This is a genomic window from Alkalimonas mucilaginosa (assembly GCF_036327005.1).
GTDB classification, from domain to species: Bacteria; Pseudomonadota; Gammaproteobacteria; order Enterobacterales; family Alteromonadaceae; genus Alkalimonas; species Alkalimonas mucilaginosa.
The window spans coordinates 43442-66623 of record NZ_JAUGZK010000014.1 but is presented as its reverse complement, the minus strand read 5'-3'; the positions used below and the strand labels follow the sequence as shown (position 1 = coordinate 66623).

The following is a 23182-nucleotide window of genomic DNA, read 5'->3' as shown; positions in this document are numbered from 1 at the left end:
AGTAATGATGGACAAACTGCGTTTGTTGGAGATCTTTTTAGCGACTTGTGATGGTGGCAGTTTCGCCGCTGCAGCCAAAAGCTGCGGCACGGATCCTTCTACCGTAAGCAAAGCTATTGGGCGGCTTGAGGCGCAATTGGCACTGACTCTTTTTCAACGCTCAACCCGGCGTTTAAGCATTACCGAGGCAGGCCGGCGTTATGCGGCGACGGTGCGCAGCATGATGCAGGAGCTTAGTTGCTGCGAGCGTGAGCTAAAGCAATTAAATGACCGGCCAGGCGGGGTGCTTCGGATCACATGCGCTGTTTGTTACGGCCATCTCTATCTGCGCCCGATGCTACAGGCATTCAGTCAGCGTTATCCGGCGATACAGCTGGATTTGCAACTCAACGATCTGTATGTCGATCTGATAGAAAACGACATCGATATCGCCCTGCGCACCGGCTACATCAAAGACAGTCGGCTGGTCGCAAGGCGCTTAAGCCCGATGGATTTTCTGGTCTGTGCCTCCCCTGGCTATTTGGCCAAGCATGGCACCCCGATTTGTGCCGATGAATTTACCCAGCATGCCTGGATAGGTTTTCGCATCAAACAAACCCAGCAGCTGCAACCGATTCTACTGCCAGATGCCGATGGCAACTATCAACCCACTGCTTTGCAGCCAAGGCATATCACCGATGATGGCGAAGCCATGGCCCAGCTCTGTGCCGATGGCGGGGGTTTTGCGCAGTTGCCACACTTTCTGGCCAAAGAGGGGTTGCAAAGCGGGGCTTTGGTTTCGCTGTATCCTTACTACCGGCCACCGGAGCCAGACAACGGCGTTTTTGCCATTTACCCCAAGCGCGATTATTTGCCCGCCCGGGTCAGAGTCTTTCTCGACGGTTTGCTGGAGTTTTTAGAAGCGCAGGGCGAGGGAGCACATCACACCTGGGCTGAGCAGCTGACACCGCTGGTTAGTTTTCGCCACTGAGCTCAGGGTTTTTGCACGATGCAAGAGGAACGATTTTTGGCGGCTTTAATCAGTTTTTCGTCAAAGGTTTTGAAAGTCGGCAACTGCTGGCTTTGGGCTAAATGAAAAGCATCGGCAAAATCCAATCCTTGCTGATGCCAGTCCAAAACTTGTGCTACCAGATACGGATTGGATAAAGCCACGTTTGGCAAACCAAACAACTTTCTAAGTGCTGCGCAAATCTGCTGGGGTTCGAAGTCGTATGCGAAGCGTAGTACCCACTCAGTTTCCAGAATCACGGTATCGGGTATAAAAATTTGTTCAGCCTCAAATAGTTTTAGACTGGCTTCGTACTGGTCTGCATTATCCTTGGTGAGTAGCCGGACAATGATGTTGGTATCAATTGCTATCACGCCAGGCCTTTCTCGCGGCTTGCTTCATTGCGGTTTCAATCTCTGCATTGGTCTTGCGGCTGCCAGAATAGGGCAAGCTGCCAGCAACTTCTGTCAGTGTGGTTGGAGTAAAGGGGGCTTTCGGCTTTAGCAAAACACCACCATCTTGTTCAATTACTTGCAGCTCTAAACCTGATTCCCAGTGATGAGATTGCCGGATATGCTTCGGTATAATTACCTGGCCTTTGCTGGATAATTTGGTGGTTTCCACAGCAGCTATTCCGTAAAGTAAGACTTAGGTAAGATTATGGTGCCGGATGCCGTTTGTCAAGAATCATGGCTTTAACGAAGCAAGGTTTCTGGTGATATTATGCTGCAAAAGTTTACTATTAACTCGTTGGCGTTTTAAAAAAAATGAACAGGGTATCCAGTACATTAAGGAAAATAGTCATATGCAGAAAATCAATCAAGACGAGCAGCAATTAGCTGCACAGCAAAAGGCCGCAGAGCTTGAAAGCCTGTATCAACAGGACAAATTAGCAGAGCTTAATGAATAGTTTGAAGCACAGCGTCGCACTTTACACTTTCTTTATTCATACTTAGACATTCTTTATGCCATCCACGGCTTCTTAATCTAGAAAAATTACGCCAAAACCTCAGAGAATCATGCCTCCAATCAGGAGGTATCCATGAATACATTGTTGTCGCTTATCACTATTTTTCTGATGGTCTACTTGGCATTCGCCATGTTTTACCCAGAAAAGTTCTAGGAGAAGTTATGCTTGAGGTTTCTACGATTATTTTGCTGACACTAGCACTGGCTTGGCCATTAAGTCGCTATATGGCAGGGGTATTTAATCAAAGTCCCCACTTTAGTGATCGACTGTTTCTGCCGCTTGAATCACGTGTATACACCTTGTTAGGTGTTCAGGCGTCGCAGGGCATGACTTGGCAAGTCTATGCGAAAGCTTTTCTACTAACAAACTTGATGTTTGGTATCCTGGCATTTCTCATTCTTAAGTTTCAGCATATTCTCCCCTTAAACCCGGATGGCATAGGGGCGTTGAGCTGGGATCTTGCTTTGCATACGGCTGTGTCGTTCTTAACCAATACCAATCAACAGCATTACAGCGGTCAGGCTCAACTGACGTATCTATCGCAAGGAACGTTGATTGTTACGTTGCAGTTTTTGACACCGGCGATGGGTTTGGCTGCTTGCTTGGCAATATTACGTGCTATGTCTGGTGGCCGTAATCATCAGAGCGCTAAAGAAGGGGAACCGCGGGATCTGGGAAACTTTTATGTTGATACGACCCGGGCGGTGTTTCGGGTACTGATGCCCATTGCCTTCGTACTTTCATTGTTGTTGGTTTGGCAAGGTACACCCAGCACCTTTCAAGGGGCTGCCCTGGCGACAACCTTAGATCCTGCCACTGAGGTGGTGCAGCAAGAAATCCCTCGTGGGCCTGCGGCCGCTATGATTGCCATTAAACAACTTGGTACCAATGGCGGGGGCTATTTTGGACCAAACAGCAGCAACCCATATGAGAACCCGACTCCGCTAAGCAATGTTCTGCAACTGATCGCCATATGGTTAATCCCTATTGCACTGGTATTGATGGCCGGCTCAGTGCTACGGAGCCGTTCATTCTCGGCGATGGCTTTTGTCGTTATGGGCGTGCTCAGTCTGAGCTTGATCACGGCGACGATATACAGCGAGCGACAGCAAAATGCGGCCTTGGCTGATTTAAGTCACCCTGGTTCGAATATGGAAGGAAAAGAATTCCGGTTTGGTTCGGATACTTCTGCACTGTGGGCAACGTTAACCACCCAAACCTCGAATGGCTCTGTCAATGCCATGCATGACTCTTTGAATCCAATCGCAGGGCTAACTACACGGGCCGGTATGCTGATCAATGCCATCTGGGGTGGTATTGGTAGCGGCTTGATTAACTTTATTGTTTATGTCTGGATTGCGGTGTTTTTGGCGGGCTTATTGACGGGGCGAACACCGGAATTGCTTGGTCGTAAACTAGAAACTAAAGAGATAAGTCTGTTGGGAGGCTTGGTGGTATTACCTGCAGCTGTACTCTTGGTACTGACTGCGGTGACAGTGGCATTTCCATCTTTAACAGGCAACACCAATCCCGGTTTCCATGGTATTTCACAGGTCTTCTATGAGTACACTTCTGCCTTTGCCAACAATGGATCTGGTTTTGAGGGACTGGATGATGATACGCCCTGGTGGAATCTATCTGCTGTTCTTACCTTGTTGCTTGGCCGTTATTTGCCAATCATCTTGCCATTGGCTGTAGCAGGCATGATGGCCTCAAAGCGGGTTTCACAGCAATCCAGCAACGCCATTACATTATCCAGCCTGACCTTTTGCATCACGTTGGTGGTGGTGATCTTAATGTTGAATTTCCTTTCATTTCTGCCATCCGCAGTATTGGGACCTATTGGTGAAGGTCTGGAGCTTGCGGTGATTGGTAAGGAGTCGTTCTAATGCAAACCTCTAATTTCAAGAGCATCATCATGGTTTCTTTGGTGAAGCTGTTACCGCAACATGCTTTTAAGAACCCGGTCATGTTTGTTGTCTGGCTTGGTACACTGGTGTCGTTGTTGCTTAGTTTTCAACTAATGTTGCAGCAACAGCCATTTGGATTGGCGATCAGTTGCAGTGTCATTTTATTGCTCACGCTGTTGTTTGCAAACTTCTCAGAAGCTTTTGCTGAAGCTCGGGGGCAAGGCCAGGCTCAGTCCCTTAAAGCAACGCGTGCTGCGTTAAAAGCGACACGCATCAGCGCAGGGAAGCTCGATAGTGTGGATGCATCACTGTTAAAACCCGGTGATCAGGTCTTGGTCAAAGCGGGTGAGGTGATTCCTGTCGATGGTGAAATCCTTAAGGGGTTCGGTACCGTCAATGAGTCGGCGGTAACAGGAGAGTCTGCTGCCGTACTCCGGGAAGCAAATACTGATCGTTCAAGTGTGATTGCTGGTACCATTTTGCTGACAGGTGAGCTTATTGTGCAAGTGAGCCAGGAGCCAGGTCATAGCTTTCTGGATAAAATGATTGCCCTGGTCGAGGGGGCTGAACGGAAAAAAACACCCAATGAGCAAGCGTTAACCGTGTTGCTTGCCGCTCTGACGATGGTGTTTGTGTTGGTGGTTGCGACCCTGCCTCCTATGGCGAGTTTTTTGGACGTAAGGCTGGATTATGTGATGCTGATTGCATTGCTGGTCTGCCTTATACCTACCACGATCGGCGGGTTGTTGCCTGCGATTGGTATAGCCGGTATGAACCGTGCTTTACAAGCCAATGTGATTGCCAAGTCTGGTAAGGCGGTTGAAGTCGCCGGTGATATTGATACCTTATTGCTGGATAAAACGGGCACCATTACTTATGGTGATCGCCAGGCTACAGAGTTTTTACCAGTGCAAGGGGTAAGCATCACTCAGCTTGCCATAGCGGCAGGTATCAGCTCTTTGAACGATCCAACCCCGGAAGGAAAGTCTGTTCTCAAGCTAACACTTGATCACACCGACCTGCCGGAAGAGGTTGCTATTCAGGAGTCCATTCCATTTACTGCTGAAACCCGCATTTCCGGAAACACCCTTACCAACCAAAGCATCGCGGTAAAAGGCTCTGCCGATGCAATCATCAAATGGGCATTGCAACGTGAGTTGCGGATCCCGGCGAATCTTGACCTTCTGGTCAATCAGGTTGCCAAGTCGGGTGGCACCCCCTTGGTTGTTGCCATGGATACGGCCATTCTTGGTGTTGTCGCTTTAACCGATGTGATTAAACCTGGCGTCGCGGAGCGTTTTGCCAGCTTACGGGCATTGGGCGTTAAAACCATTATGGTAACAGGGGATAACCCGGTGACCGCGGGGGTGATAGCCGCCCAGGCTGGGGTGGATGACTTTGTTGCTGAAGCAAAGCCTGAAGACAAGCTGCAATTGATCCGACAAGAGCAAGACGCAGGCCGTTTGGTTGCGATGGTTGGGGATGGTACCAACGATGCGCCTGCACTTGCCCAAGCGGACATTGGTTTGGCCATGAACAATGGTACGCAAGCAGCCAAAGAGGCTGGCAACATGGTGGATTTGGATTCGGATCCTACCAAGCTACTGGCCGTGGTTGAGATTGGCAAACAGCTGTTGATCACGCGTGGCGCTTTAACCACCTTCTCGTTGGCCAATGATGTTGCCAAGTACTTTGCCATTATTCCTGCAGTGTTTGCGGGGGCAATTCCCAGTATTGCGGCACTGAATTTTATGCAACTTCATAGTCCTGGTACTGCTGTCGTCTCTGCCTTGATATTTAATGCATTGATCATCCCTGCCTTAATTCCATTAGCCATGAGAGGTGTTCGTTTGAAAGCTGCCACAGCCGATGTGTTGTTAAAGCACAACATGCTGATCTATGGCTTGGGTGGTGTTCTGGTGCCATTCGTGGCGATTAAAGGGATTGATATGTTTTTGTCGATGTTTCTATAGGTGGCTGCAATGAACAAAATGAATCAGCAACACACTCTGTTGTTAACAGAGCTTCGGGGCGCTGCCGAGTTAAAGCGTGTTAGTGGCTTTACTCTGTTGTCTTTATTGGTCTGTGGCGTGCTCTACACGGGGTTAAGCACGCTCAGTGGAAGCCTGCTATTTCCTGAGCAGGCCAAAGGAAGTCTGATTGTGCATGATGGGGAAGTTCGTGGCTCTGTGTTGATTGCACAAGCTTTTGAGTCTGAACGGTATGTCTATGGGCGTCCCAGTGCCGTTGATTATGACCCAACGGATACTGGTGGCAGTAACCTGGCGCCTTCCAATCCAGAGCTTAGATCGTTAGCAACTGGTTTCAGTCAGCGTATCCAGCAACGTGAGCAGGTCACTGCGCAACAGATTTCGGTTGAATTGATTTCGATGTCAGGCTCGGGGTTGGATCCGCATATATCGCCAGGTGCAGCTTCTATGCAAGCCGCACGTGTTGCTGCTGCCAGAGGCGTTGATGAGTCTGCCATTGTCGCAGTGATCAATGAGCTTTCAGAGCGGCCTTCATTTGGAATTTGGGGTCAGGCTAGAGTCAATGTCCTGGCTCTAAATATCGCGTTGGACGATCGCTTCCCAGTGTCGTTGACGCAAGAAACTTTGTAATCGTAGAGGATTGTATGAAAAAAATGACAGGTTTGATGACATTGAGTGCCATGATGGCTCTACAGGGCTGGTGTGGAGGCCCGGTCTGGGCCAGCACAACCCCTGCGTTTGAGTTGGCTGGAGAGGCCGTGTTGATTTCAGACTACCGTTTTCGGGGCGTTTCACAAACTGAGCGTAGCCCGGCTGTGCAGCTTGAGTATTCAGCCAGCCACACCTCGGGTTTTTACGCCACTGTCTGGGGATCGAATATCAGCTTCGGAGATGGCAGTGTGGAGCTGGATACATTGTTGGGCTGGCAAGGGGACTTCGCTGAGTCATTTGGGCTTGATGTGGGGGTGATGCGTTACTGGTACCCGAACGCCGATAGAACACAAGGCTACAATTACAATGAATGGTACGCTCACTTTTCCTGGCAACAACTTGAGCTTGGAATGCATTACAGCCCAGATTACTTTGGACAGGATGTTGGTCGATTCAGTTACTGGTTTGGTCGCTATAGCTACAGTTTGCAGAGTTATGATGTATTTATATCATTAGGTTATAATCGGTTTGATTCCAGCACGGATTTGAATCAACTTTTAGGGGCATTCGATGGCCGTAAGTCGGCCTATTGGGATTACCAGCTTGGAGTGAGCTGGAATTTTGCTGACGATTGGGCCTTTAGTTTAGCTTGGGTTGGTACCTCAATTGGGCGCAGTCAATGCCTTGAGGACTGTCAAAGTCGGGCTGTTTTTTCATTAAACCGGAGTTTTTAAATCCATGCCAGACCAACGACAAGCCGATATTTTACTGAAGCGATTGAAGCAGAATGACAAAGGAAAGTTGACCTTGTTTCTGGGGGCCGCTCCCGGGGTGGGGAAAACCTTTGCAATGCTAAGTGCAGCGAAAGTCAAAAGTGCACAGGGAGTCAATTTGTTGGTTGGTCTGGTTGAAACGCATGGTCGGGAAGATACTGAGCAGATGTTGTCGGGGTTACCCATACTACCGCCATTATCCATTCAGTATCACTCGGCCAGTATTGATGAGTTTGACCTTGATGCCGCATTGGTGCGAAAGCCTTCCTTGATTCTGGTGGATGAATTGGCACACACCAATGCACCAGGCAGCCGGAATCGCTTCCGCTATCAGGATATTGAAGAGTTACTGGCAAAAGGCATCGATGTATACAGCACAGTCAATATCCAACACATGGCCAGTTTGAATGACCTGGTGCTGAAAGTTACCGGAGTTAGGGTTCAGGAAACAGTCCCGGATCGGGTGTTTGACTTAGCCTCTGAAATACAATTTATCGATTTGCCCCCGGACGGTCTGATTGAGCGCTTGCAAGATGGTAAGGTGTATGTGCCGGATTATGCGCGCGATGCGTTGGATAGATTCTTTACCCGTGAAAATTTGACTGCCTTGCGGGAGATGGCTGTACGGGAAGTTTTGGTTCGGGTCGATTCCAATCTCTCTGAAGAACTGATGGCAAAAGCAAAGCTGCCGGGCTATAGCATCCAGGATAAGTTGCTGGTGATGATTAGTAGCAACCGAAACCACGACTATCTGATTCGGCAGGGGCGGCAGATTGCCGACCGTCGTCAGATCACATGGTATGTACTCTGGGTTGACACGGGTCGTACCTTGTCAACCTTGCAGCGTGCACGCTTAAAAGCCAGCCTTGATTTAGCCACCGAGCTTGGTGCTCAGGCGATCACCTTGCGAGGTCAGAGTAGCTTTGCCGGCGTAGTGCCTTTTTTGCAGGAAAACCGGGTAAGTACGGTGTTAGTGGGAAATCCTGCGGTTAAATGGCGTTTTTGGCGCAAACCTTTGTACCAGCGATTGATTGAAGCCGGTATGTCTTTGGAGGTCTCAGTCTATACATTGTCGGAGCATGCTCCCGCTTTGATCAAGCCGGTGACCACGAGTGGTTTTGTTGGCAGAAAGCTTGGCTATGCAGTGGGCGCAGGTGCTGTGGTCTTGGCCACCGCTCTGGCAATTTTGGCCAGTCACTATTTAAGCAGTGGCAATTTAGTGCTGCTTTATGTCGCTGCAGTTGTGGTTACAGGGCTTCGTTATGGCTCGCGACCTGCACTGTCTGCCGCGTTGCTATCATTCCTAAGCTTTAACTTTTTCCTGACAAAGCCCTTCTATACTTTTGCCGTAACCTACCAGGATGATGTCGCAACACTGATTTTTTTATCATTCATTGGCATTATCAGTGGACCGGCAGCATCGCGTGTGCGTCGGCAACTTATTTTGTTGAACGAATCCAGCCGTTTTTCTGAGAGCTTGCGGATTTTTGCTGAATCCTTAACGCGCTTTACGCAGAAGCGGGAAGTGTATCAGCAGCTTGAATCGATTTGCCAATTGCAACTGAAGTTAAGCTGCTCTGTGGTAGATAAGGAGCTATTGGAGCCATTAAGTGTTAAGGAGCAATCTGCGGTAGCCTGGGTGTTTGCCAATAATGTACCTGCCGGCCGTTTTTACAATACGCTATCGTCATTAGAAAAGACTTTTTTCCCGATCTCCAACCAGCAGCAGGTGTTTGCCGTAGCTGTGGTTTGCTTTCCATCAACAGCGACACAAATCAGTGTCTTCCAGCAGCAGTTGATTACGGCGTTATTGCAGCAGGCTGCGACCACAATGCACCGGTTGGAATTAAGCACCGCATTGGAAAGCTCGCGCCTCAAAGCCGAAGTTGAACAGTTGCGTACCGCCTTGTTGTCTTCAGTATCCCATGACTTGAAATCACCGCTGGCTGCAATGATAGGCGCTGCTGAGACTTTAAAGCATCGTCAGCAGCAATTGAGTGCGGAGGATAAAGCAGAGCTGATTGATGCGCTTTGCAGCGAAAGTAACCGACTGGAAAATTACATTCAGAACCTGCTGGATATGACCCGGCTAGGCTATGGTACCCTGAAGATTGAGCGTGATTGGGTACAGGTAAGCGATATTATTGGCAGTGCCGTACAGCGGCTGAAACGCTATCAACCGGATGCGAGGGTTCAGGTGCAGCTGCAGCAATCGGATTTGCTGATTTATGTGCATGCCGCTTTGATCGAGCAAGCACTGTTTAATGTGCTGGAAAATGCCGTGCGCTTCAATCCGCAGGATGCCCCCGTGACCATTGTGCAGTCTGTGTTGGCGCAAGATTTGCTACTGCAAGTCCTTGATCAGGGACCAGGTGTGCCAGAGCAAGACCGGGAGCATATCTTTGATATGTTTTTCGTGGTGGCATCTGGCGATAGCAAGAAGAGTAACACCGGTATGGGGCTGGCCATTTGCAAAGGCATGATAGGTGCGCATGGTGGCACTGTCCGCGTTCGGGAAAACCCCTCAGGCAAGGGCGCTTGCTTTGAACTGTCACTGCCGTTAAACGAACTGAACCAGCCTGAACTGCATTAACCAACCTGAAAGCGCGACTCCGGGTACTTTACTTTCTTCTGCTTGGGTGTCGCCAGAAAATAGGCCAAGGTGAGCGGGCCAAGCCGACCGGCAATCATCAGGATAATCAGCACTGCTTGGCCAGCGGCCGATAGCTCACCGGTTAAGCCGCGCGATAAACCGACCGTGCTTAAAGCGGAAACAGCTTCAAAGGCGATGTCCAGAAAATCGGCATCTTCCATCACGGTCAAGGTAAAAATGGCCAGAAAGGTCAGCATCATGGACACTACCGTCAATGCCAGGGCCTTCATCACCAAAGCGGGCGGTACCGTGCGTTTCATCAGGGTCACCTGCTGGCGGCGGCGCAAAAAAGCATAGGTGGCCATTAGCAGTATGACAAAGGTGCCCACTTTGATGCCACTGGCGGTACTCAAGGAGCCACCGCCGATAAACATCAGCAGCAAGGTAAAGACGGTGGTCGCTTGCGTCAGCTCATCGGTGGCCAGGGTATTAAAACCTGCGGTTCTTGGCGTGACCGCCTGAAACCAGGCCGCCAATGCCTGATCTGCCAGCGACAGGCTGGCTAGGGTGGCGGGGTTGCCATATTCCAGCAACCATATGACGAAGAAAGCGATAAGGTTGATCCACAAGGTTGCCCAGAGCACCATGCGGGTGTTGGTGCTAAGCCGCAAGTGCCGGCTGTTGCTGCGAAGATCGATCAGGACTGCAAAACCAATGCCGCCAATGATAAACAAGGCGGTGATGATGCCATTGACGGCGGCAGAGCCGGCATAGGGCATCAGGCTATCGGCTGATAAGGCAAAGCCGGCATTATTAAAGGCTGAAATGGTGTAAAAGAAAGCGTGGTAACTGGCTGTGGCCAGGCCAAGTTCAGACCACCAACTGAGTGTAAGCAGCAAAAAGCCAATGGATTCGATCACCAATGAGTAAAGCAGCACGGCTTTAGCGGTCTGAACAACCCGTGCCAGGCTGGTTTGCCCCATCGCCTCCTGCGCGGCCATTTGCTGGCCTAAACCAATTTTTGCCCCCAGGCTGACCGCCGCTATCACCGCAAAGGTCATAAAGCCAAGGCCTCCTGCCTGGATCAGCGCTGCAATCACCAACTGGCCAAATATAGTGAAATGACTGCCGGTATCCACCACCACCAGCCCGGTGACTGTCACGGCTGAGGTTGCGGTAAAGAGTGCCTGCAGCAGTGTCAGTGGGGCCGTGGTTGCCATCGGCAACAACAGCAATACGCTGCCGGTTAGGATCAGCATCAGAAAGCCCAGTGCCAGGATGGCTGGCGGGCTTAAAGCCAGAAAATGTGGCCTGTTCGTCTTGATGCTGCGGTAGTGGCTGGTGTGCGGATCCCAGTTTTTAATCATCAAATTAGTCTCGGTGCCAGGCTTTTTAACACGGTCAAAGGGCCAGCCAGTACCAGGGTATCGTGGGCTTCCAGCACAAAATCGGTGGGTACCGGGGAGAACACATCCTTGCGGCGCTTGACTAAAAAGCCATGCACAAAGGCGCTGGCATCCTTAAGCAGCTGTGCCAGAGTCTGACCTTGCAACTTTTCGATGATCTCAATCTCAACCAGATAGATGTTGTGACCAAGCGCCATGTATTGATTCACCATCGGGTAGTTCAGGGCTTGCGCAACCCGGATCCCCATTTCTTCTTCCGGATGAATGATGCGACTGACACCCAGCTTTGACAGAATGCTGTGATGGGATTTGGAGGATGCTTTGACCCAGATATTGTTAATGCCTAAGTTTTTCAAATGCAGCACACACAAGATACTGGCCTCGAGATTTTCGCCGATGGCGACTAACACCGCATCGCACTGGCCAATATTCAATTCCCTTAATGCGTCTTCATCGGTAGCATCAATGATAGCGGCATAGCTTAGCTTGTCGGCCACACGGGCAACGAATTTTTCGCAACTGTCCAGCCCTATCACCTGATGTCCCAGGCTCATAAGCTCCAACGAGGCGCTGCCACCAAAACGCCCAAGACCAATGACTGCAAATTGTGCCATCTTTGCACCTACTCCTGTAATCAGTTGGCGGCTATTAAAGCCAGTTTGGTCAAAAGCTCAAGAGGACGGCTGATTTCTTTATGAAAAATTTACGCTTCAGGCTGCTTCTATATGGCATTTTTACGGTGGAGCTGTCTTGGTTGATTTAGGATCGTCCCAGGACTTAGTGACGTTGATCATCCATGTTTGTGACCTCTGCTGCCACATCGGCCAATCGCCGCAGTGTTTTTACCGGGTATTCGGTTATTTGTTGCTTTTTCTGGCCACGGCTGAGCTTTTAACTGCCGCCGTGTCTGCCTGGTTCGCAGAGAGAACCATCTGGGCATTTCTATTAAGCAGCATCATCACTGCAGCGGTTGGTGGCAGCTTGTTGTATCTGGCCGGTCAGGAAATCAGGCTGATTAAACGCAATCTCTTTCTGGTGACGGCGTTGGGTTGGGTTTTATTCAGTGCTTTTGCAACCATCCCTCTGTACCTGGCTTTGGATGGCATCTCTCGGGTGGATGCCTGGTTTGAAGCAGTTTCGGCGGTGACCACCACCGGCTCGACCATTTTGAGCGATATTGAGTCGTTGCCAAAAGGAGTGTTGTTTTGGCGGGCATTTTTACAATGGTTTGGTGGGATCGGCATTATCGCCATGGCGGTTGCTGAGGGATCCTCAGGTTCGGGCTTTTCTGCTCGTAGTGTTCATCGCAGTGCTGGGGCTGACACTCTACCTGACTGTGCAAGGCAGGGATTGGTTTGATGCGCTGACACAGGTAACTTTTAATGTGGTGTCGATCATTACCACCTGTGGCTATGCGTCAGAAGACTATAGTATGTGGGGCACCATGGCTTTTATAGCCTTCTTCTATTTGACCTTTAGCGGGGGCTGTGCGGGCTCAACATCAGGAGGACTGAAAATATTTCGCAGTCAGTTGTCATTTTATTTGCTGATCCGTCAGCTCAGGCTGTTGATCCATCCAAATGCCGTCTTTGTGCAGCACTACGCCGGCAAACGGGTCGATGATCAGTTGCTTGGCTCCGTGCTGTCGTTTTGCTTTATTTTCTTTGCCACTATAGCTTTGCTAGCCTTTGTGTTGTCGTTGTTCGGGCTTGATCCCGTCACTTCCATCACAGGGGCAGCCACGGCAGTGAGTAATGTGGGGCCAGGCCTTGGTGATGTTATTGGGCCGGCCGGAAACTTTGCGCCATTGCCTGATGGTGCTAAATTGGCGTTGTCGCTAGGCATGCTGTTAGGGCGATTGGAAATTTTGACTCTATTGGTGTTGTTTGTCCCCATGTATTGGCGGTATTGATACCATTTTTGAATGAGAACATAACGTTGAATGAACGTATTTTAGTGGTGGATGATGAAACACCCATCCGGCGTATGCTGAAAATTGCACTGGCCAGCGATGGTTATCAGGTCATCGAAGCTGACAGTGGGGAGCTGGGCTTGGTGCAGGCCGCACGGCAGCAACCAGCACTGATGATCCTGGATCTGGGCCTGCCGGATATGGAAGGTCACCAGGTCTTGCTGCAACTGCGGCAATGGTCGGAGATGCCGGTCATCGTTTTATCGGTGCGCAATCAGGATAAAGAAAAGGTCAGAGCGCTGGATCAGGGAGCCCAGGATTACGTGACCAAACCCTTTAGTGTGGAAGAGCTGCTGGCTCGGGTTCGGGCTTGTCTGCGCGATCAGCGCCGTGATAAGCAGCAAGCCAGTGAGTTCACCGATGGAACCTTGTGCATTAATTTGCAGCAGCGCTTAGTCACGCTGGACGGGCAGCGTGTTGAGCTGACCCCGAAAGAGTATGCCGTGCTATCCCGGTTGGTACAGGCCAACCAGTGTGTGGTGACGCAAACTGAGTTATTGAAAGCCATTTGGGGACCAAGTCATCAGGATGATACCCATTACCTGCGGATTGTGATCAGCCATCTTCGGCAAAAGCTCGGTGATGATCCTGCCAGCCCAAAGTACATTCAAACGGAAGCAGGGGTAGGCTATCGTTTTTTTATTTAAAATCAATTGATTTGAAAATCTGTTTGCCTTCGTTTTTGAAGCCGCTACACTGCAGTCAGGAATAAATAATGCAGGTAGTGTGCCTTTATGTTACTTGAAGCCATCTGGATTGGGTTTGCTTTTTCGCTGGGGTTATTGGTTCGTACCATAGGTTTACCGCCACTTATTGGTTATCTTGCCGCAGGCTTTGCTATTACGGCGGTGTCTGATCAAATCGGCCTGCCGGCAGAAAGCACTAAAATCCTTGAGCATGTAGCCCATCTTGGGGTCTTGCTGCTGCTGTTTACTGTTGGTTTGAAGTTGGATATACGGAAAATTATCAAGCCGGAAGTGATTGGCGGTGGCTTGATCCATTTCGCTATTTCCTGTCTGCTGATGGCGCCGGCCCTCTATCTGTTGCTGGACATCAGCCTTTATACTGCCTTGATGCTTGCCGTGGCGCTGGCGTTTTCCAGTACGGTACTGGCCGCCAAAGTACTTGAAACCAAACGGGAACTGCGGGCTTTTCATGGTCGGGTGGCGATTGGTATTTTAATTGTGCAGGATCTGATTGCCCTGGTGGTTATTAGCCTGGCCGCTGGCACCTTACCATCGCCCTGGGCGCTGTTGGTGTTTGGCATTCCACTGCTGCGGCCGGTGTTGTACAAACTGATGGATGCCAGTGGCCATGATGAACTCTTGCTGCTGTTTGGCTTGTTGTTGGCACTGGTGATTGGCGGTTATGGCTTTGAGCTGGTTGGGTTAAGTGGCGAGCTGGGAGCTTTGGTGTTTGGGGCTATGCTGGCAAATCATAAACGTGCCGAAGAGCTCTCGGAATCGCTGTGGAGTATCAAGGAATTTTTCCTGGTTGGATTTTTCCTGCAAATTGGTATGGGCGGCTTGCCGGATCAGCAAGCATGGGTCTTTGCTGTGGTGATGGTGTTGTTGTTACCACTCAAAGCGATTCTGTTCTTCTTTTTACTTATTTTTTTCAAATTACGGGCCCGCAGCGCGTTTTTAACTGGGATAAGTCTTGGCAACTACAGTGAGTTTGGCTTGATAGTTGCCAGCGTGGTGCTACCACAGTGGCTGATCCCACTGGCATTAACGGTCGCGTTGTCCTTTGTGGTCTCTGCGCCACTTAATCGTCTGGCACATCCCTTGTACGAAAAATTGTGTCGACGATTATTGCCCTTAGAGCGCAATATCCGACACCCCGATGAGCAGCCGGTCGATCTGGGCGATGCTGAGATACTCATAATGGGCATGGGACGTACTGGTACTGCTGCTTACCTGCACTTGCAGGATAGCTACCGTCTGATTTCAATGGACTCGGATCCATCCAAAGTAGAAGCACAAAAAGGCAATGGCATCAATATATTCTTTGCGGATGCAGAAGATCAGGTGTTCTGGCAAGGCCTGAATTATCAAAAGATCAAAGCGGTGATTTTAAGCATGAACGATTCAGAGGCGAAAATGATTGCCGCCAGCAAGCTGCGACAGTACGGCTTTAGCGGTGTGATCGTCTCTCACAGCATGCATGAGGATCAGGCCGAAAAAATCCGTCAGGCTGGAGCCGATGAAACCTACTTGACCATGTCTGAGGCAGGTGTTGGCTTGGCATCGCATGTGGTGGCGCGATTAAAAACTTAAAGTAGATCAATCCATGTCTCATAAAAACCGGCTATGATAGTCTGACGATAAGGCAATTAGGGAGAGGGCGTGCGTTTTTTTCAGGACTTTCTGCATCAAATACTGCATGCCAGTAAAAACCTGCTGCCCATAGTGGTGGTGGTGGTGTTTTTTCAGGCAGTGATTTTACGGCAAATGCCCAATGATCCCTGGATGCTGGCGCTTGGGCTTGGCATTGTCGCCCTTGGTGTGGCGATGTTTTTGCAGGGGCTGGAGTTCAGCATCTTCCCGGTTGGCAAAAGCCTGGCCAATCAGTTTGCCCGTAAAGGTTCCATTCCTATTTTAATGGCCTTTGGCTTTGCCATGGGCTTTTCCGCCGTGGTGGCCGAGCCCGCACTGATTGCAGTGGCACAGCAGGCCGAGCAAATCAGCGATGGCCGGGTTGATGGCCTGACGCTGCGGCTGATTGTCGCTCTGTCGGTGGGGGCTGTGATGGCCATTGGCGTATTGCGCATTATTTTGGGCCATCCCATTCACTGGTACATGATCATCGGCTACATCCTGGTGGTATCGGTAACCTGGTTTGCACCGGAAGAGATTGTTGGCCTTGCTTACGACTCAGGTGGGGTCACCACCAACATTGTGACGGTGCCGTTGATTGCCGCGCTAGGGTTAGGCCTGGCTGCCTCCATTCGGGGTCGTAACCCCTTAATGGATGGCTTTGGCCTGGTGGCGATGGCGGTGATGGTGCCAATGATCAGTGTGCAGCTGTATGGTATCTGGGTGTATAACGTAGCGCCTACACCGGAGCTGGCACTGGAGCTGGTTTCCACCGAAATTAAAGCAGTGCATCCACTGCTGCAAATGCTGCTCGATTTACTGACCATGCTGCGTGATGTACTGCCGATTATTCTGGTGGTGCTGTTCTTTCAGTATCTGGTATTGCGTAAACCGCTGAAAAATCCGGTCAAAGTAATTTTCGGTTTTATCATGGTGTTGCTTGGTTTGTATGCCTTTGTGATTGGCTTAAAGCTGGGGCTTTTCCCGATAGGCGAAGGCATGGCCGAGCAGTTGATGGCGCGCAACTACCTGCCGTTTATTTACCTGTTTGCCTTTATGATAGGCTTTGCCACCACCATGGCCGAGCCCGCCTTGATTGCTGTTGGTGAGCAAGCCGAGCAAGCTGCGCCCGGTAAATTAAAAGGCAGTGTGATCCGTATTATTGTTGCCTTAGGAGTGGCCATTGGCATTGCCGTGGGGGTGCATCGCATTATTACCGGCGACTCCATCCACTACTACATCATGGCAGGTTACCTGCTGGTGATTGTGCTGACGGCGCTGGCACCCAAGTACATTATTGCCCTGGCCTTTGATTTGGGTGGCGTGACTACCTCGGAAGTGACGGTGCCTTTGGTCACCGCCCTGGGCATTGGTCTTGCCACCCATATTGAAGGACGCAATGTATTGATCGATGGCTTTGGTCTGATTGCCTTTGCTTCGATTTTCCCCATTATTACCGTGATGGCGTACGCAATTATTATGGAGTACGCCGCCAAATTCAGGAGACAAACCGCATGAAGTTCTCAGCCCTGGTGGCCATCGTCAACGATGAATACGAAGAACAAACCATCAAAGCTGCCCGCAAGCATGGTGCTACCGGCATTACCATACTGGCAGGCAAAGGCATTCCCTGCGATGAGCGCAAAACCTTCTTTGGCTTGAGCTTTGAAGGCAGTCAGAGTGTGCTGATTATGGTGCTGGAAAAGTCATTGTCTTTGGGGGTCCTTAAAGCCATCAAAAACGTGGTGGCCAAAGATGAGGGCGGTTCTGAAGGCCTGGTTTTTACGGTGCCGCTGGAGCATTTAGCCGGCATTGATGTCAAACAAGTGCAGCGCTTTGAACAACATTTAAAAGAGGAACTCTAGTATGGACTCGGTTCGACTGGTCAAAGACATTATGGTGAAAGAGGTGGTAACGGTATCGCCTTTTACTACCCTGCGCGAAGCGCTTAGCCTGATGAAAAAACACGATTTAAAGTCCCTGGTGGTGGATAAGCAGCAGCCGCACGATGCTTATGGCCTGATCACCCATACCAATATTTTAAAAACCATTGTGGCGGAAAGCGGCGATATTGATTTGTTGCATGTGTACGACATTTATACCAAGCCGGTAGTGGCGGTCGGCGAAGACTTAGCGGTCAAGCATGTGGCCGCTTTGATGAGCCAACAGCGTATGAAGCGGGTACTGGTGCTGAACAACAACGATCTGGTGGGTCTGGTGACGATGCAGGATATTATGGGGCCAATTTTAGAGATGGTGGAATAGGGCAGCAAGCTGCCCCTGGCAAAACACAGGCGCTGAGCGCTTAGCGATAAAACTCGCCTTTGCGCTCGGGCTGATCAACCAGTTCGACAATTTCTACCTGATCCAGTTGCCCACCCGGCATCGGCCAGTCAATGTGCTGGCCGACTGCTAAGCCAATCAGCGCAGCGCCGACCGGTGCGAAAATCGAAATACCATCGCTGGTTGTAGCCAGCTCTTGCGGGTAACACAGGGTTTTCTCAAATTCCTTGCCACTGCTCTTTAGTTTAAAGCGTACTTTAGAATGCATGGTCACCACATTGGGCGGAACGGCTTCTGGCTCTACCAATGTAGCCCGCTCCATTTCCAGCAACAGCTGTTCGTGTACCGGGCTCAGTTCTTTTTCTTTGGCCAGTAACGCATCAATGCGATCGTAATCCAGGCTGGAAAGCGTAATCGCAGGTTGTTTGGACATTGCTATCTCCTGTCACATAAAAAAACCGCCTGCTAAACAGGCGGGGTTAAAGCCTATATTGGACCAATCCTGTGAAAAAGCAAGTGGTGGGAGCCATTGCTTTGTTGCGTTACGTCAACGAAGGCAGGAGTATGGTTGAATACTACACCATCTGCTGATGGATGAGTTGCCGCACTTCAGTCAACAGATCCAGTGCCAGCAGGCCGCGTTGTCCCAGACTTTGAGCTTGGCGATCTGCTGCTGTCGCATGCAACCAACTGCCCAAAGCTGTGGCATCTTCGGCGTTCATGCCCTGCGCCCACAAGGCAGCAATAACGCCGCTGAGTAGATCACCCATACCGGCAGAGGCCATGCCTGGGTTGCCGGCATTAAGGAGCTGCAGGCCAGAGGAACCGGCAATCAGGCTGCCATTACCTTTAAGCAGTACTGTGGCCTGAAAACGTTGTTGAAGGGACTGCAGCGCTTGTAGTCTGTTTTGTTGTATCTGCTGGCTGCTGCATTGCAGCAAGCGGGCCGCTTCACCTGGATGAGGTGTCAGGATCAGTTGTTTAGGTCTGAGCTGTGGTTGCTGCGCCAGCAGATTCAGTGCATCAGCATCCAGCAGCACAGCTTTGTCCATGGCCAACACTTGTTGCAGCAATTGCTGGCCCCAAAACCGTTGACCAAGGCCTGGTCCTGCCACAATGACGCTGGCTTTGGTTAGGAAAGGAAGCAAGTCCTGTTGCGCTTCCACGCCATGCACCATGCATTCTGGCCGCCTGGCCAGCAGGGCGCTTAGATGCTCTTTACGGGTAAGTACGCTAACCAGGCCGGCGCCAGAGCGAAGTGCTGCTTCAGCGCTCAGTAAGGGGGCTCCGGCCATGCCATAATCACCGCCAAGGATCACCACATGGCCCGCCTGCCCCTTGTGGAAGTTTTTTCGCCTTCGCGGCAGTTTGTTCAGTAATTCGGGTCCCTGAACCAGAGTGGCACAGGCAGCCTGAGCCGCCAGCAAATGCTGTGGTATCGCTAATGGCTCCAGCAGTAAGTCGCCGCAATGATCCGGCCCATCTGCAGTGAATAAGCCGACTTTGTGCCCAATAAAGCTTAAAGTCACATCGGCTTGAACGGCGGAGCCTAAAACCTGGCCGCTATCGGCACATAGACCGGATGGCACATCAACTGCAAGCACTGGGCTCGTGGTCTGATTGATTTGTGCGATGGCTTTGGCGTAATCACCGTCAACCGGCCGGTTCAGACCAATACCAAAGAGTGCGTCCACCAGCACATCGGCTTTGAATGGGTCATCCAGGGCCAGCATTGGGATGAGCGCTTGCCCAGCAGCTTGTTTGGCCATCAGAGCTGCCTGGGGCAGTTGGCGGTGATCACCAAGGCATTTGATGGCAACACGGTAGCCTTCGGCTTTGGCGTATGCCGCCAGCAAGTAGCCATCACCACCATTGTTGCCATTGCCGGCATAAACCAGCAAGTTTCTACGGCTCGGCCAGCGCTGCTTTAGTAAACCAAGCAGTGCACTGGCCGCTTGTTGCATCAGCACAAAGTCGCCCTGAGCGAGCTCAGCAATGGCCTGCTGCTCAAGGGATCGAATCTGTGTACTGCTGTACAGCTTGTTTGGCATGGGGTTAATGTCAGCGCTTTCTAACCCACTGACCATCCAGTTTGACAAATTGTCCTGTTGGCGTCCGCTCAATCGCACGTTGGCCAGCTCTTGCTTCAACATCAGCAACAGCGATGTTGTTGTCACGGGCAATGCGGCTGTACTCGGCCCTGCGGGCATCGTTGATAAGCTCAACAATCTGACGGCTTTGCGCGTTATCTTGAACTAAGCCCAAATAGCCATTGATTTGTTCACCGATCAGGCCTTGCTCTTTGGCTGGGCCCAGCGCATTCATCGCTTGCTGCAGATTCATTGCCATAACGGGCAGGGCACAAACCAGCAACAGCGTTGCCAGTAAAGTTCGAAAGGTAGTGGTTGCTTTCATCATATGCTCCTTAGAATAAGCCACTGGAATCGCTAAACAGCTGATCGAGCTCGCGATCTACGCGAATTAAGATCTCGTGCTCAATTTTTACATTCAGGTTGATGGTAATGGGCTCGCTGGGTGCTGCGACCTGAACGGTTGGGGTGCAACCGCTAAGCCACAGCGACAAGGCAAGCATGGTGATCACTTTGGTGTGCATCTGTTTCCTCCTTAAGGTTGGCGCGGTCGTTGTAACCGCTCCTGTACCCTTTTTTGTATCACTTCGTTCAGTTGATTGGTTAATTGCAAGCTGGTGATCAGGGCCGGGATATTTTCTTCCAGCGTGATATTAAAATGCACTGGTCTGCCACCTTCCATGGCCGGGTTTCGGCCTTCCAGCCGCAGTGCCAGCGTCAGGTGGCCATCCGTACTGTAGCTGACATCACTGCTGAGCACAGAGTAGTGGAAGTCATCCAGAGCAGCAATGATCATTTTCATACCAGGGTTGCTGGCGGCCATGCCTTGTGCCTGTGGTGAGCGGTAACTCAGGCTTCCGCCAGGCTCTAGGGCCCGTAATCGTCCCTGGGCGACTTCCACACCCCGGGCGGAGATAATGAGCGGGATTTCACCATCAATCAGACCATGGCCGGTTAAATCCGAGGTAGGGTGCTGGGTAAGCAACTGCTGCAAATCCAGTTGCTTGATATGCAGTGGTAACAGCCACTGTGGCTGACTAAGATCCAGTGCCATAGCCGGCACAGAGATGCGGCCATTAAAGAGTATCAATTCATTGTCGTGCAACTGCAACATGCCGGCTGTTGGCGCATCCCACTCAGCCTGGTACTGAGCGGCCAAATGCAAAGGCCCGCCCATCACCCCTTGCTCAAATTGTTCCACCGCAAGGCGCGAAGTGCTTAGTTGCAATTGCTTTGGATCGGCGGCCAGCAGCAACTGGCCATTGATACCGCGAAAGGTGGTGGTGTCGTAAAAACCTGCCAGCTCCAGCAACTCGGTCGTACTGTGCAGCTGATAACTTTGGTCGGCCAATGCCAGGCGCAGCTCCCCCTGATGCTTGATGCGGCCACGCTGCAGGGTCAGCAACTCCGGCCAGTCGGCCATTGTGCTTGCCAGGGTATTGCCAGCCAACATAAAGACATCGGCCAACTGCCAATGCAAAGTTACTTGATGGGTGTTGGCTTGCACATCAGAACGCAGCTCCAGGCCTGAGGAGGCTATGAGCTCGCCTGCAGAGCTAAGCTGCCAGTCTTTGCTGCTGTTGGCACTCAGATTACCCTGCCATTGCCAGTCCAGTGTTTTGAGCTGGGGTTGTTGCAATTGTTCGGCGTTAAAGACCAGGCGGCTACTGAGGCGATGCGACGCGGTTTCTGTCGTTGCAAGCCTGGACTCGAGTTGCAGCTGATTCAGATGCAGCGAGGTGTGGGCGATTTGAAGCGACAACTCCGGGTTTTCTAGCTTTGCTTGCAGTTGCAAAGGGCTACTGCTCCTTAGCTGCAGTTGCTGAGCGGACAGGGAGCCACTTAGTGAGCCTGCCAGTTCTACCGCGCTGAGTTGCCAGTCGCCTGCGCGAAGCTCTGGCTGGACCAGGCGAAGCTGCAGCTGTTCCAGCTGTGCTTTTTGTGCTAACAGATCCAGGTTAAAGATGGCATGCAGCTGGTGCTGCTGGTCGGCCGAATCAAGCCGGAATTGCAAAGGCAGTGCCGCCAGACTGAGCGCTTCACTGTGCTGGCTGCTCAGGCTCCAGTACAGTGTTGGTAGTTTAAAACCTGCCGCCAGCAGGGGCTCTGGCACTACGATTTCTGTCAGAGTGCCACCGGCAGCGACCCGAAAGGGAGCCAACTGACCCTGGTTAAATTCGGCACTGGCTTGCAGCTCGGCAGTGATCAGGCCAAGATCAGGCAGGTATAAGGGGCTGGGACTGCTTAATTGCAATTGCATGCTGCCGTTCAGGTGTTGCCACCATTGCTCAGACAACTGCGGCGGCACAGCAAACTGCCATTGACTGCTGGCAGAGACTTGCTGCCGGAATTGTGACAGCCAAAGCTCTGGCAACTCCAGCTGCCAACTTGCTAACTCGGTCACTAGCCAGGATGGTGGTGGTTGCAGACTAAAGGCCATCGCGCCTTGCCAACTGGTGTCAGTCAAATCAGAGCTATGTGCCTGTAAGTTGCTGCTCAGTTCGAGTTGCAGCACCTCATCAAGCTGAAGCATCAGCTCCAGTTGCGGCCAGTGTTGTTGGAGTTGATAGCTCAGCTGCAAACTGAGGGGGTGTTCAGAGTGCTGCACTGCATAGAGCTGCATACTGACATCGAGTTGTTCGGTCTGGTGAGTAAGCTCAAGGCTGCCCTGATAAATACAACGCAGCTGATCACAGGGCAGATCCAGCTGCAGCCAGTCAATACGACTCTGTGCCGGCAACCAGTCCGGCCAGTGCCAGTGCTCCGGCAATTGCATCGCAGCCTTTGGTGCTGACTCAGTTGCTTGCGGCATGCTTGCAAGCCGGACATCCAGTTGATGCAGTGTTAGCAGGTTTAACTGCGGGCGCAGTCCTTGCCAGTGCCAACTTAAGTGCACTTGATTCAGTTCCATGTGCAGTGGGGCGTCAGCTATTAGATAATCAAAATGAAGATGCTCCAACCGCAACTGACGCAAGCCCCACTGGCTGATCTGGTAATCAAGGTTAGTGATGGGTAGTTGACGTAGCTGGTGCTGTAGCCAGAGAAATGCAGCCAGCAGTAAGCACAGCAGCAGGGTCAGACTCAGGCTGAAAATACGAAAGAAACGACGCATAGTGGCCCAATTCAAAGGAGTTCGATTCAGCATAATCGTTAGCAACTGAACGAGCAATGAATTGTGCTGATCTTCGAAAGATACTTTGTTTTATTCGCTCTGGCAAAACGCCGGCGGTTGCCGGT

23 protein-coding genes are annotated in these 23182 nt (G+C 51.1%); 14 read left to right on the top strand and 9 right to left on the bottom strand.

Going from position 1 to position 23182, the window contains the following annotated elements; genetic code table 11:
* The first annotated feature begins 4 nt into the window (after positions 1 to 4).
* On the top strand, positions 5 to 970 hold the full coding sequence (locus QWF21_RS15360) for a LysR family transcriptional regulator (RefSeq protein ID WP_330088927.1): 966 nt from the start codon (positions 5 to 7) through the stop codon (positions 968 to 970).
* Between the two features lie 2 nt (positions 971 to 972).
* On the opposite strand, the gene QWF21_RS15355 is transcribed toward QWF21_RS15360, so the two are convergent.
* Both QWF21_RS15355 and QWF21_RS15350 read right to left on the bottom strand, forming a co-directional pair.
* Positions 973 to 1362 carry a type II toxin-antitoxin system VapC family toxin gene (locus QWF21_RS15355; RefSeq protein WP_330088926.1) on the bottom strand — a complete coding sequence of 130 codons (390 nt, stop codon included), beginning with the start codon at positions 1360 to 1362 and terminating at the stop codon, positions 973 to 975.
* Positions 1349 to 1612: an AbrB/MazE/SpoVT family DNA-binding domain-containing protein gene (locus tag QWF21_RS15350; protein ID WP_330088925.1), complete on the bottom strand. Its 264-nt coding sequence runs from the start codon at positions 1610 to 1612 to the stop codon at positions 1349 to 1351. Before QWF21_RS15350 ends, QWF21_RS15355 begins: the two co-directional genes overlap by 14 nt.
* Before the next feature lie 418 nt (positions 1613 to 2030).
* Here QWF21_RS15350 and kdpF point away from each other — a divergent pair, with 418 nt between their 5' ends.
* Genes kdpF through QWF21_RS15325 form a run of 6 tightly spaced genes read left to right on the top strand, consistent with a single transcriptional unit; the run spans position 2031 to position 9876 of the window.
* Positions 2031 to 2111: a K(+)-transporting ATPase subunit F gene (kdpF, locus tag QWF21_RS18185; RefSeq protein WP_407935305.1), complete on the top strand. Its 81-nt coding sequence runs from the start codon at positions 2031 to 2033 to the stop codon at positions 2109 to 2111.
* An 8-nt stretch (positions 2112 to 2119) separates the two neighbouring features.
* Complete coding sequence (gene kdpA / locus QWF21_RS15345) at positions 2120 to 3847, top strand: potassium-transporting ATPase subunit KdpA (RefSeq protein WP_330088924.1); 1728 nt, start codon at positions 2120 to 2122, stop codon at positions 3845 to 3847.
* A complete protein-coding gene (kdpB, locus tag QWF21_RS15340) occupies positions 3847 to 5841 on the top strand; it encodes a potassium-transporting ATPase subunit KdpB (protein WP_330088923.1) in 1995 nt (664 codons plus the stop codon). Before kdpA ends, kdpB begins: the two co-directional genes overlap by 1 nt.
* 9 nt (positions 5842 to 5850) lie before the next feature.
* A complete protein-coding gene (gene kdpC, locus QWF21_RS15335) occupies positions 5851 to 6489 on the top strand; it encodes a potassium-transporting ATPase subunit KdpC (RefSeq protein WP_330088922.1) in 639 nt (212 codons plus the stop codon).
* Between the two features lie 14 nt (positions 6490 to 6503).
* A complete protein-coding gene (locus QWF21_RS15330) occupies positions 6504 to 7244 on the top strand; it encodes a TorF family putative porin (RefSeq protein ID WP_330088921.1) in 741 nt (246 codons plus the stop codon).
* A gap of 4 nt (positions 7245 to 7248) precedes the next feature.
* Entirely contained in the window at positions 7249 to 9876 is a 2628-nt protein-coding gene (locus QWF21_RS15325) for a sensor histidine kinase KdpD (protein ID WP_330088920.1), read from the top strand.
* Here the strand turns inward: QWF21_RS15325 and QWF21_RS15320 are convergent.
* Together QWF21_RS15320 and QWF21_RS15315 are read right to left on the bottom strand one after the other, a co-directional pair.
* Complete coding sequence (locus tag QWF21_RS15320; protein ID WP_407935304.1) at positions 9873 to 11240, bottom strand: TrkH family potassium uptake protein; 1368 nt, start codon at positions 11238 to 11240, stop codon at positions 9873 to 9875. The genes QWF21_RS15325 and QWF21_RS15320 overlap by 4 nt on opposite strands.
* A 2-nt stretch (positions 11241 to 11242) precedes the next feature.
* Positions 11243 to 11896 carry a potassium channel family protein gene (locus QWF21_RS15315; protein WP_330088918.1) on the bottom strand — a complete coding sequence of 218 codons (654 nt, stop codon included), beginning with the start codon at positions 11894 to 11896 and terminating at the stop codon, positions 11243 to 11245.
* Positions 11897 to 12032: 136 nt separating this feature from the next.
* On the opposite strand from QWF21_RS15315, the gene QWF21_RS15310 reads away from it, so the two are divergent.
* From QWF21_RS15310 to QWF21_RS15280, 7 genes are all read left to right on the top strand, one after another.
* A complete protein-coding gene (locus tag QWF21_RS15310) occupies positions 12033 to 12641 on the top strand; it encodes a potassium transporter TrkG (protein ID WP_330088917.1) in 609 nt (202 codons plus the stop codon).
* The gene (locus tag QWF21_RS15305; RefSeq protein ID WP_330088916.1) at positions 12580 to 13194 is read left to right on the top strand and encodes a potassium transporter TrkG; all 615 of its coding nucleotides are present in this window, start codon (positions 12580 to 12582) and stop codon (positions 13192 to 13194) included. Before QWF21_RS15310 ends, QWF21_RS15305 begins: the two co-directional genes overlap by 62 nt.
* 74 nt (positions 13195 to 13268) lie before the next feature.
* A complete protein-coding gene (locus QWF21_RS15300; RefSeq protein ID WP_407935303.1) occupies positions 13269 to 13901 on the top strand; it encodes a winged helix-turn-helix domain-containing protein in 633 nt (210 codons plus the stop codon).
* An 87-nt stretch (positions 13902 to 13988) separates the two neighbouring features.
* Complete coding sequence (locus tag QWF21_RS15295) at positions 13989 to 15533, top strand: cation:proton antiporter domain-containing protein (RefSeq protein ID WP_330088914.1); 1545 nt, start codon at positions 13989 to 13991, stop codon at positions 15531 to 15533.
* 69 nt (positions 15534 to 15602) lie between these two features.
* Complete coding sequence (locus tag QWF21_RS15290) at positions 15603 to 17090, top strand: DUF1538 domain-containing protein (RefSeq protein WP_330088913.1); 1488 nt, start codon at positions 15603 to 15605, stop codon at positions 17088 to 17090.
* A complete protein-coding gene (locus QWF21_RS15285; protein ID WP_305944918.1) occupies positions 17087 to 17437 on the top strand; it encodes a P-II family nitrogen regulator in 351 nt (116 codons plus the stop codon). The genes QWF21_RS15290 and QWF21_RS15285 overlap by 4 nt, the downstream gene beginning before the upstream one ends.
* A 1-nt stretch (position 17438) precedes the next feature.
* Positions 17439 to 17837, top strand: a complete 399-nt coding sequence (locus tag QWF21_RS15280) for a CBS domain-containing protein (RefSeq protein ID WP_330088912.1) — start codon at positions 17439 to 17441, stop codon at positions 17835 to 17837.
* A 40-nt stretch (positions 17838 to 17877) separates the two neighbouring features.
* Here the strand turns inward: QWF21_RS15280 and rnk are convergent, their stop codons facing one another.
* The 5 genes from rnk to QWF21_RS15255 form a co-directional block, all read right to left on the bottom strand.
* Positions 17878 to 18288: a nucleoside diphosphate kinase regulator gene (rnk, locus tag QWF21_RS15275; protein ID WP_330088911.1), complete on the bottom strand. Its 411-nt coding sequence runs from the start codon at positions 18286 to 18288 to the stop codon at positions 17878 to 17880.
* A gap of 142 nt (positions 18289 to 18430) precedes the next feature.
* Entirely contained in the window at positions 18431 to 19906 is a 1476-nt protein-coding gene (locus QWF21_RS15270; protein WP_330088910.1) for an NAD(P)H-hydrate dehydratase, read from the bottom strand.
* A gap of 10 nt (positions 19907 to 19916) precedes the next feature.
* Positions 19917 to 20270, bottom strand: coding sequence for a YdbL family protein (locus QWF21_RS15265; protein ID WP_330088909.1), 354 nt, complete (start codon positions 20268 to 20270; stop codon positions 19917 to 19919).
* A gap of 10 nt (positions 20271 to 20280) precedes the next feature.
* Complete coding sequence (locus QWF21_RS15260; protein WP_330088908.1) at positions 20281 to 20469, bottom strand: YnbE family lipoprotein; 189 nt, start codon at positions 20467 to 20469, stop codon at positions 20281 to 20283.
* Positions 20470 to 20480: 11 nt separating this feature from the next.
* Entirely contained in the window at positions 20481 to 23057 is a 2577-nt protein-coding gene (locus tag QWF21_RS15255; RefSeq protein WP_330088907.1) for an intermembrane phospholipid transport protein YdbH family protein, read from the bottom strand.
* Between the last annotated feature and the right edge of the window lie 125 nt (positions 23058 to 23182).

Bases quoted from the DNA above. Each gene is read 5' to 3' on its own strand.
- QWF21_RS15360 (WP_330088927.1), top strand. From the start codon at position 5: ATGATGGACAAACTGCGTTTGTTGGAGATCTTTTTAGCGACTTGTGAT.
- kdpF (WP_407935305.1), top strand. From the start codon at position 2,031: ATGAATACATTGTTGTCGCTTATCACTATTTTTCTGATGGTCTACTTG.
- kdpA (WP_330088924.1), top strand. From the start codon at position 2,120: ATGCTTGAGGTTTCTACGATTATTTTGCTGACACTAGCACTGGCTTGG.
- kdpB (WP_330088923.1), top strand. From the start codon at position 3,847: ATGCAAACCTCTAATTTCAAGAGCATCATCATGGTTTCTTTGGTGAAG.
- kdpC (WP_330088922.1), top strand. From the start codon at position 5,851: ATGAACAAAATGAATCAGCAACACACTCTGTTGTTAACAGAGCTTCGG.
- QWF21_RS15330 (WP_330088921.1), top strand. From the start codon at position 6,504: ATGAAAAAAATGACAGGTTTGATGACATTGAGTGCCATGATGGCTCTA.
- QWF21_RS15325 (WP_330088920.1), top strand. From the start codon at position 7,249: ATGCCAGACCAACGACAAGCCGATATTTTACTGAAGCGATTGAAGCAG.
- QWF21_RS15315 (WP_330088918.1), bottom strand. From the start codon at position 11,896: ATGGCACAATTTGCAGTCATTGGTCTTGGGCGTTTTGGTGGCAGCGCC.
- QWF21_RS15300 (WP_407935303.1), top strand. From the start codon at position 13,269: ATGCTGAAAATTGCACTGGCCAGCGATGGTTATCAGGTCATCGAAGCT.
- QWF21_RS15295 (WP_330088914.1), top strand. From the start codon at position 13,989: ATGTTACTTGAAGCCATCTGGATTGGGTTTGCTTTTTCGCTGGGGTTA.
- QWF21_RS15285 (WP_305944918.1), top strand. From the start codon at position 17,087: ATGAAGTTCTCAGCCCTGGTGGCCATCGTCAACGATGAATACGAAGAA.
- QWF21_RS15280 (WP_330088912.1), top strand. From the start codon at position 17,439: ATGGACTCGGTTCGACTGGTCAAAGACATTATGGTGAAAGAGGTGGTA.
- rnk (WP_330088911.1), bottom strand. From the start codon at position 18,288: ATGTCCAAACAACCTGCGATTACGCTTTCCAGCCTGGATTACGATCGC.
- QWF21_RS15270 (WP_330088910.1), bottom strand. From the start codon at position 19,906: ATGCCAAACAAGCTGTACAGCAGTACACAGATTCGATCCCTTGAGCAG.
- QWF21_RS15265 (WP_330088909.1), bottom strand. From the start codon at position 20,270: ATGAAAGCAACCACTACCTTTCGAACTTTACTGGCAACGCTGTTGCTG.
- QWF21_RS15260 (WP_330088908.1), bottom strand. From the start codon at position 20,469: ATGCACACCAAAGTGATCACCATGCTTGCCTTGTCGCTGTGGCTTAGC.
- QWF21_RS15255 (WP_330088907.1), bottom strand. From the start codon at position 23,057: ATGCGTCGTTTCTTTCGTATTTTCAGCCTGAGTCTGACCCTGCTGCTG.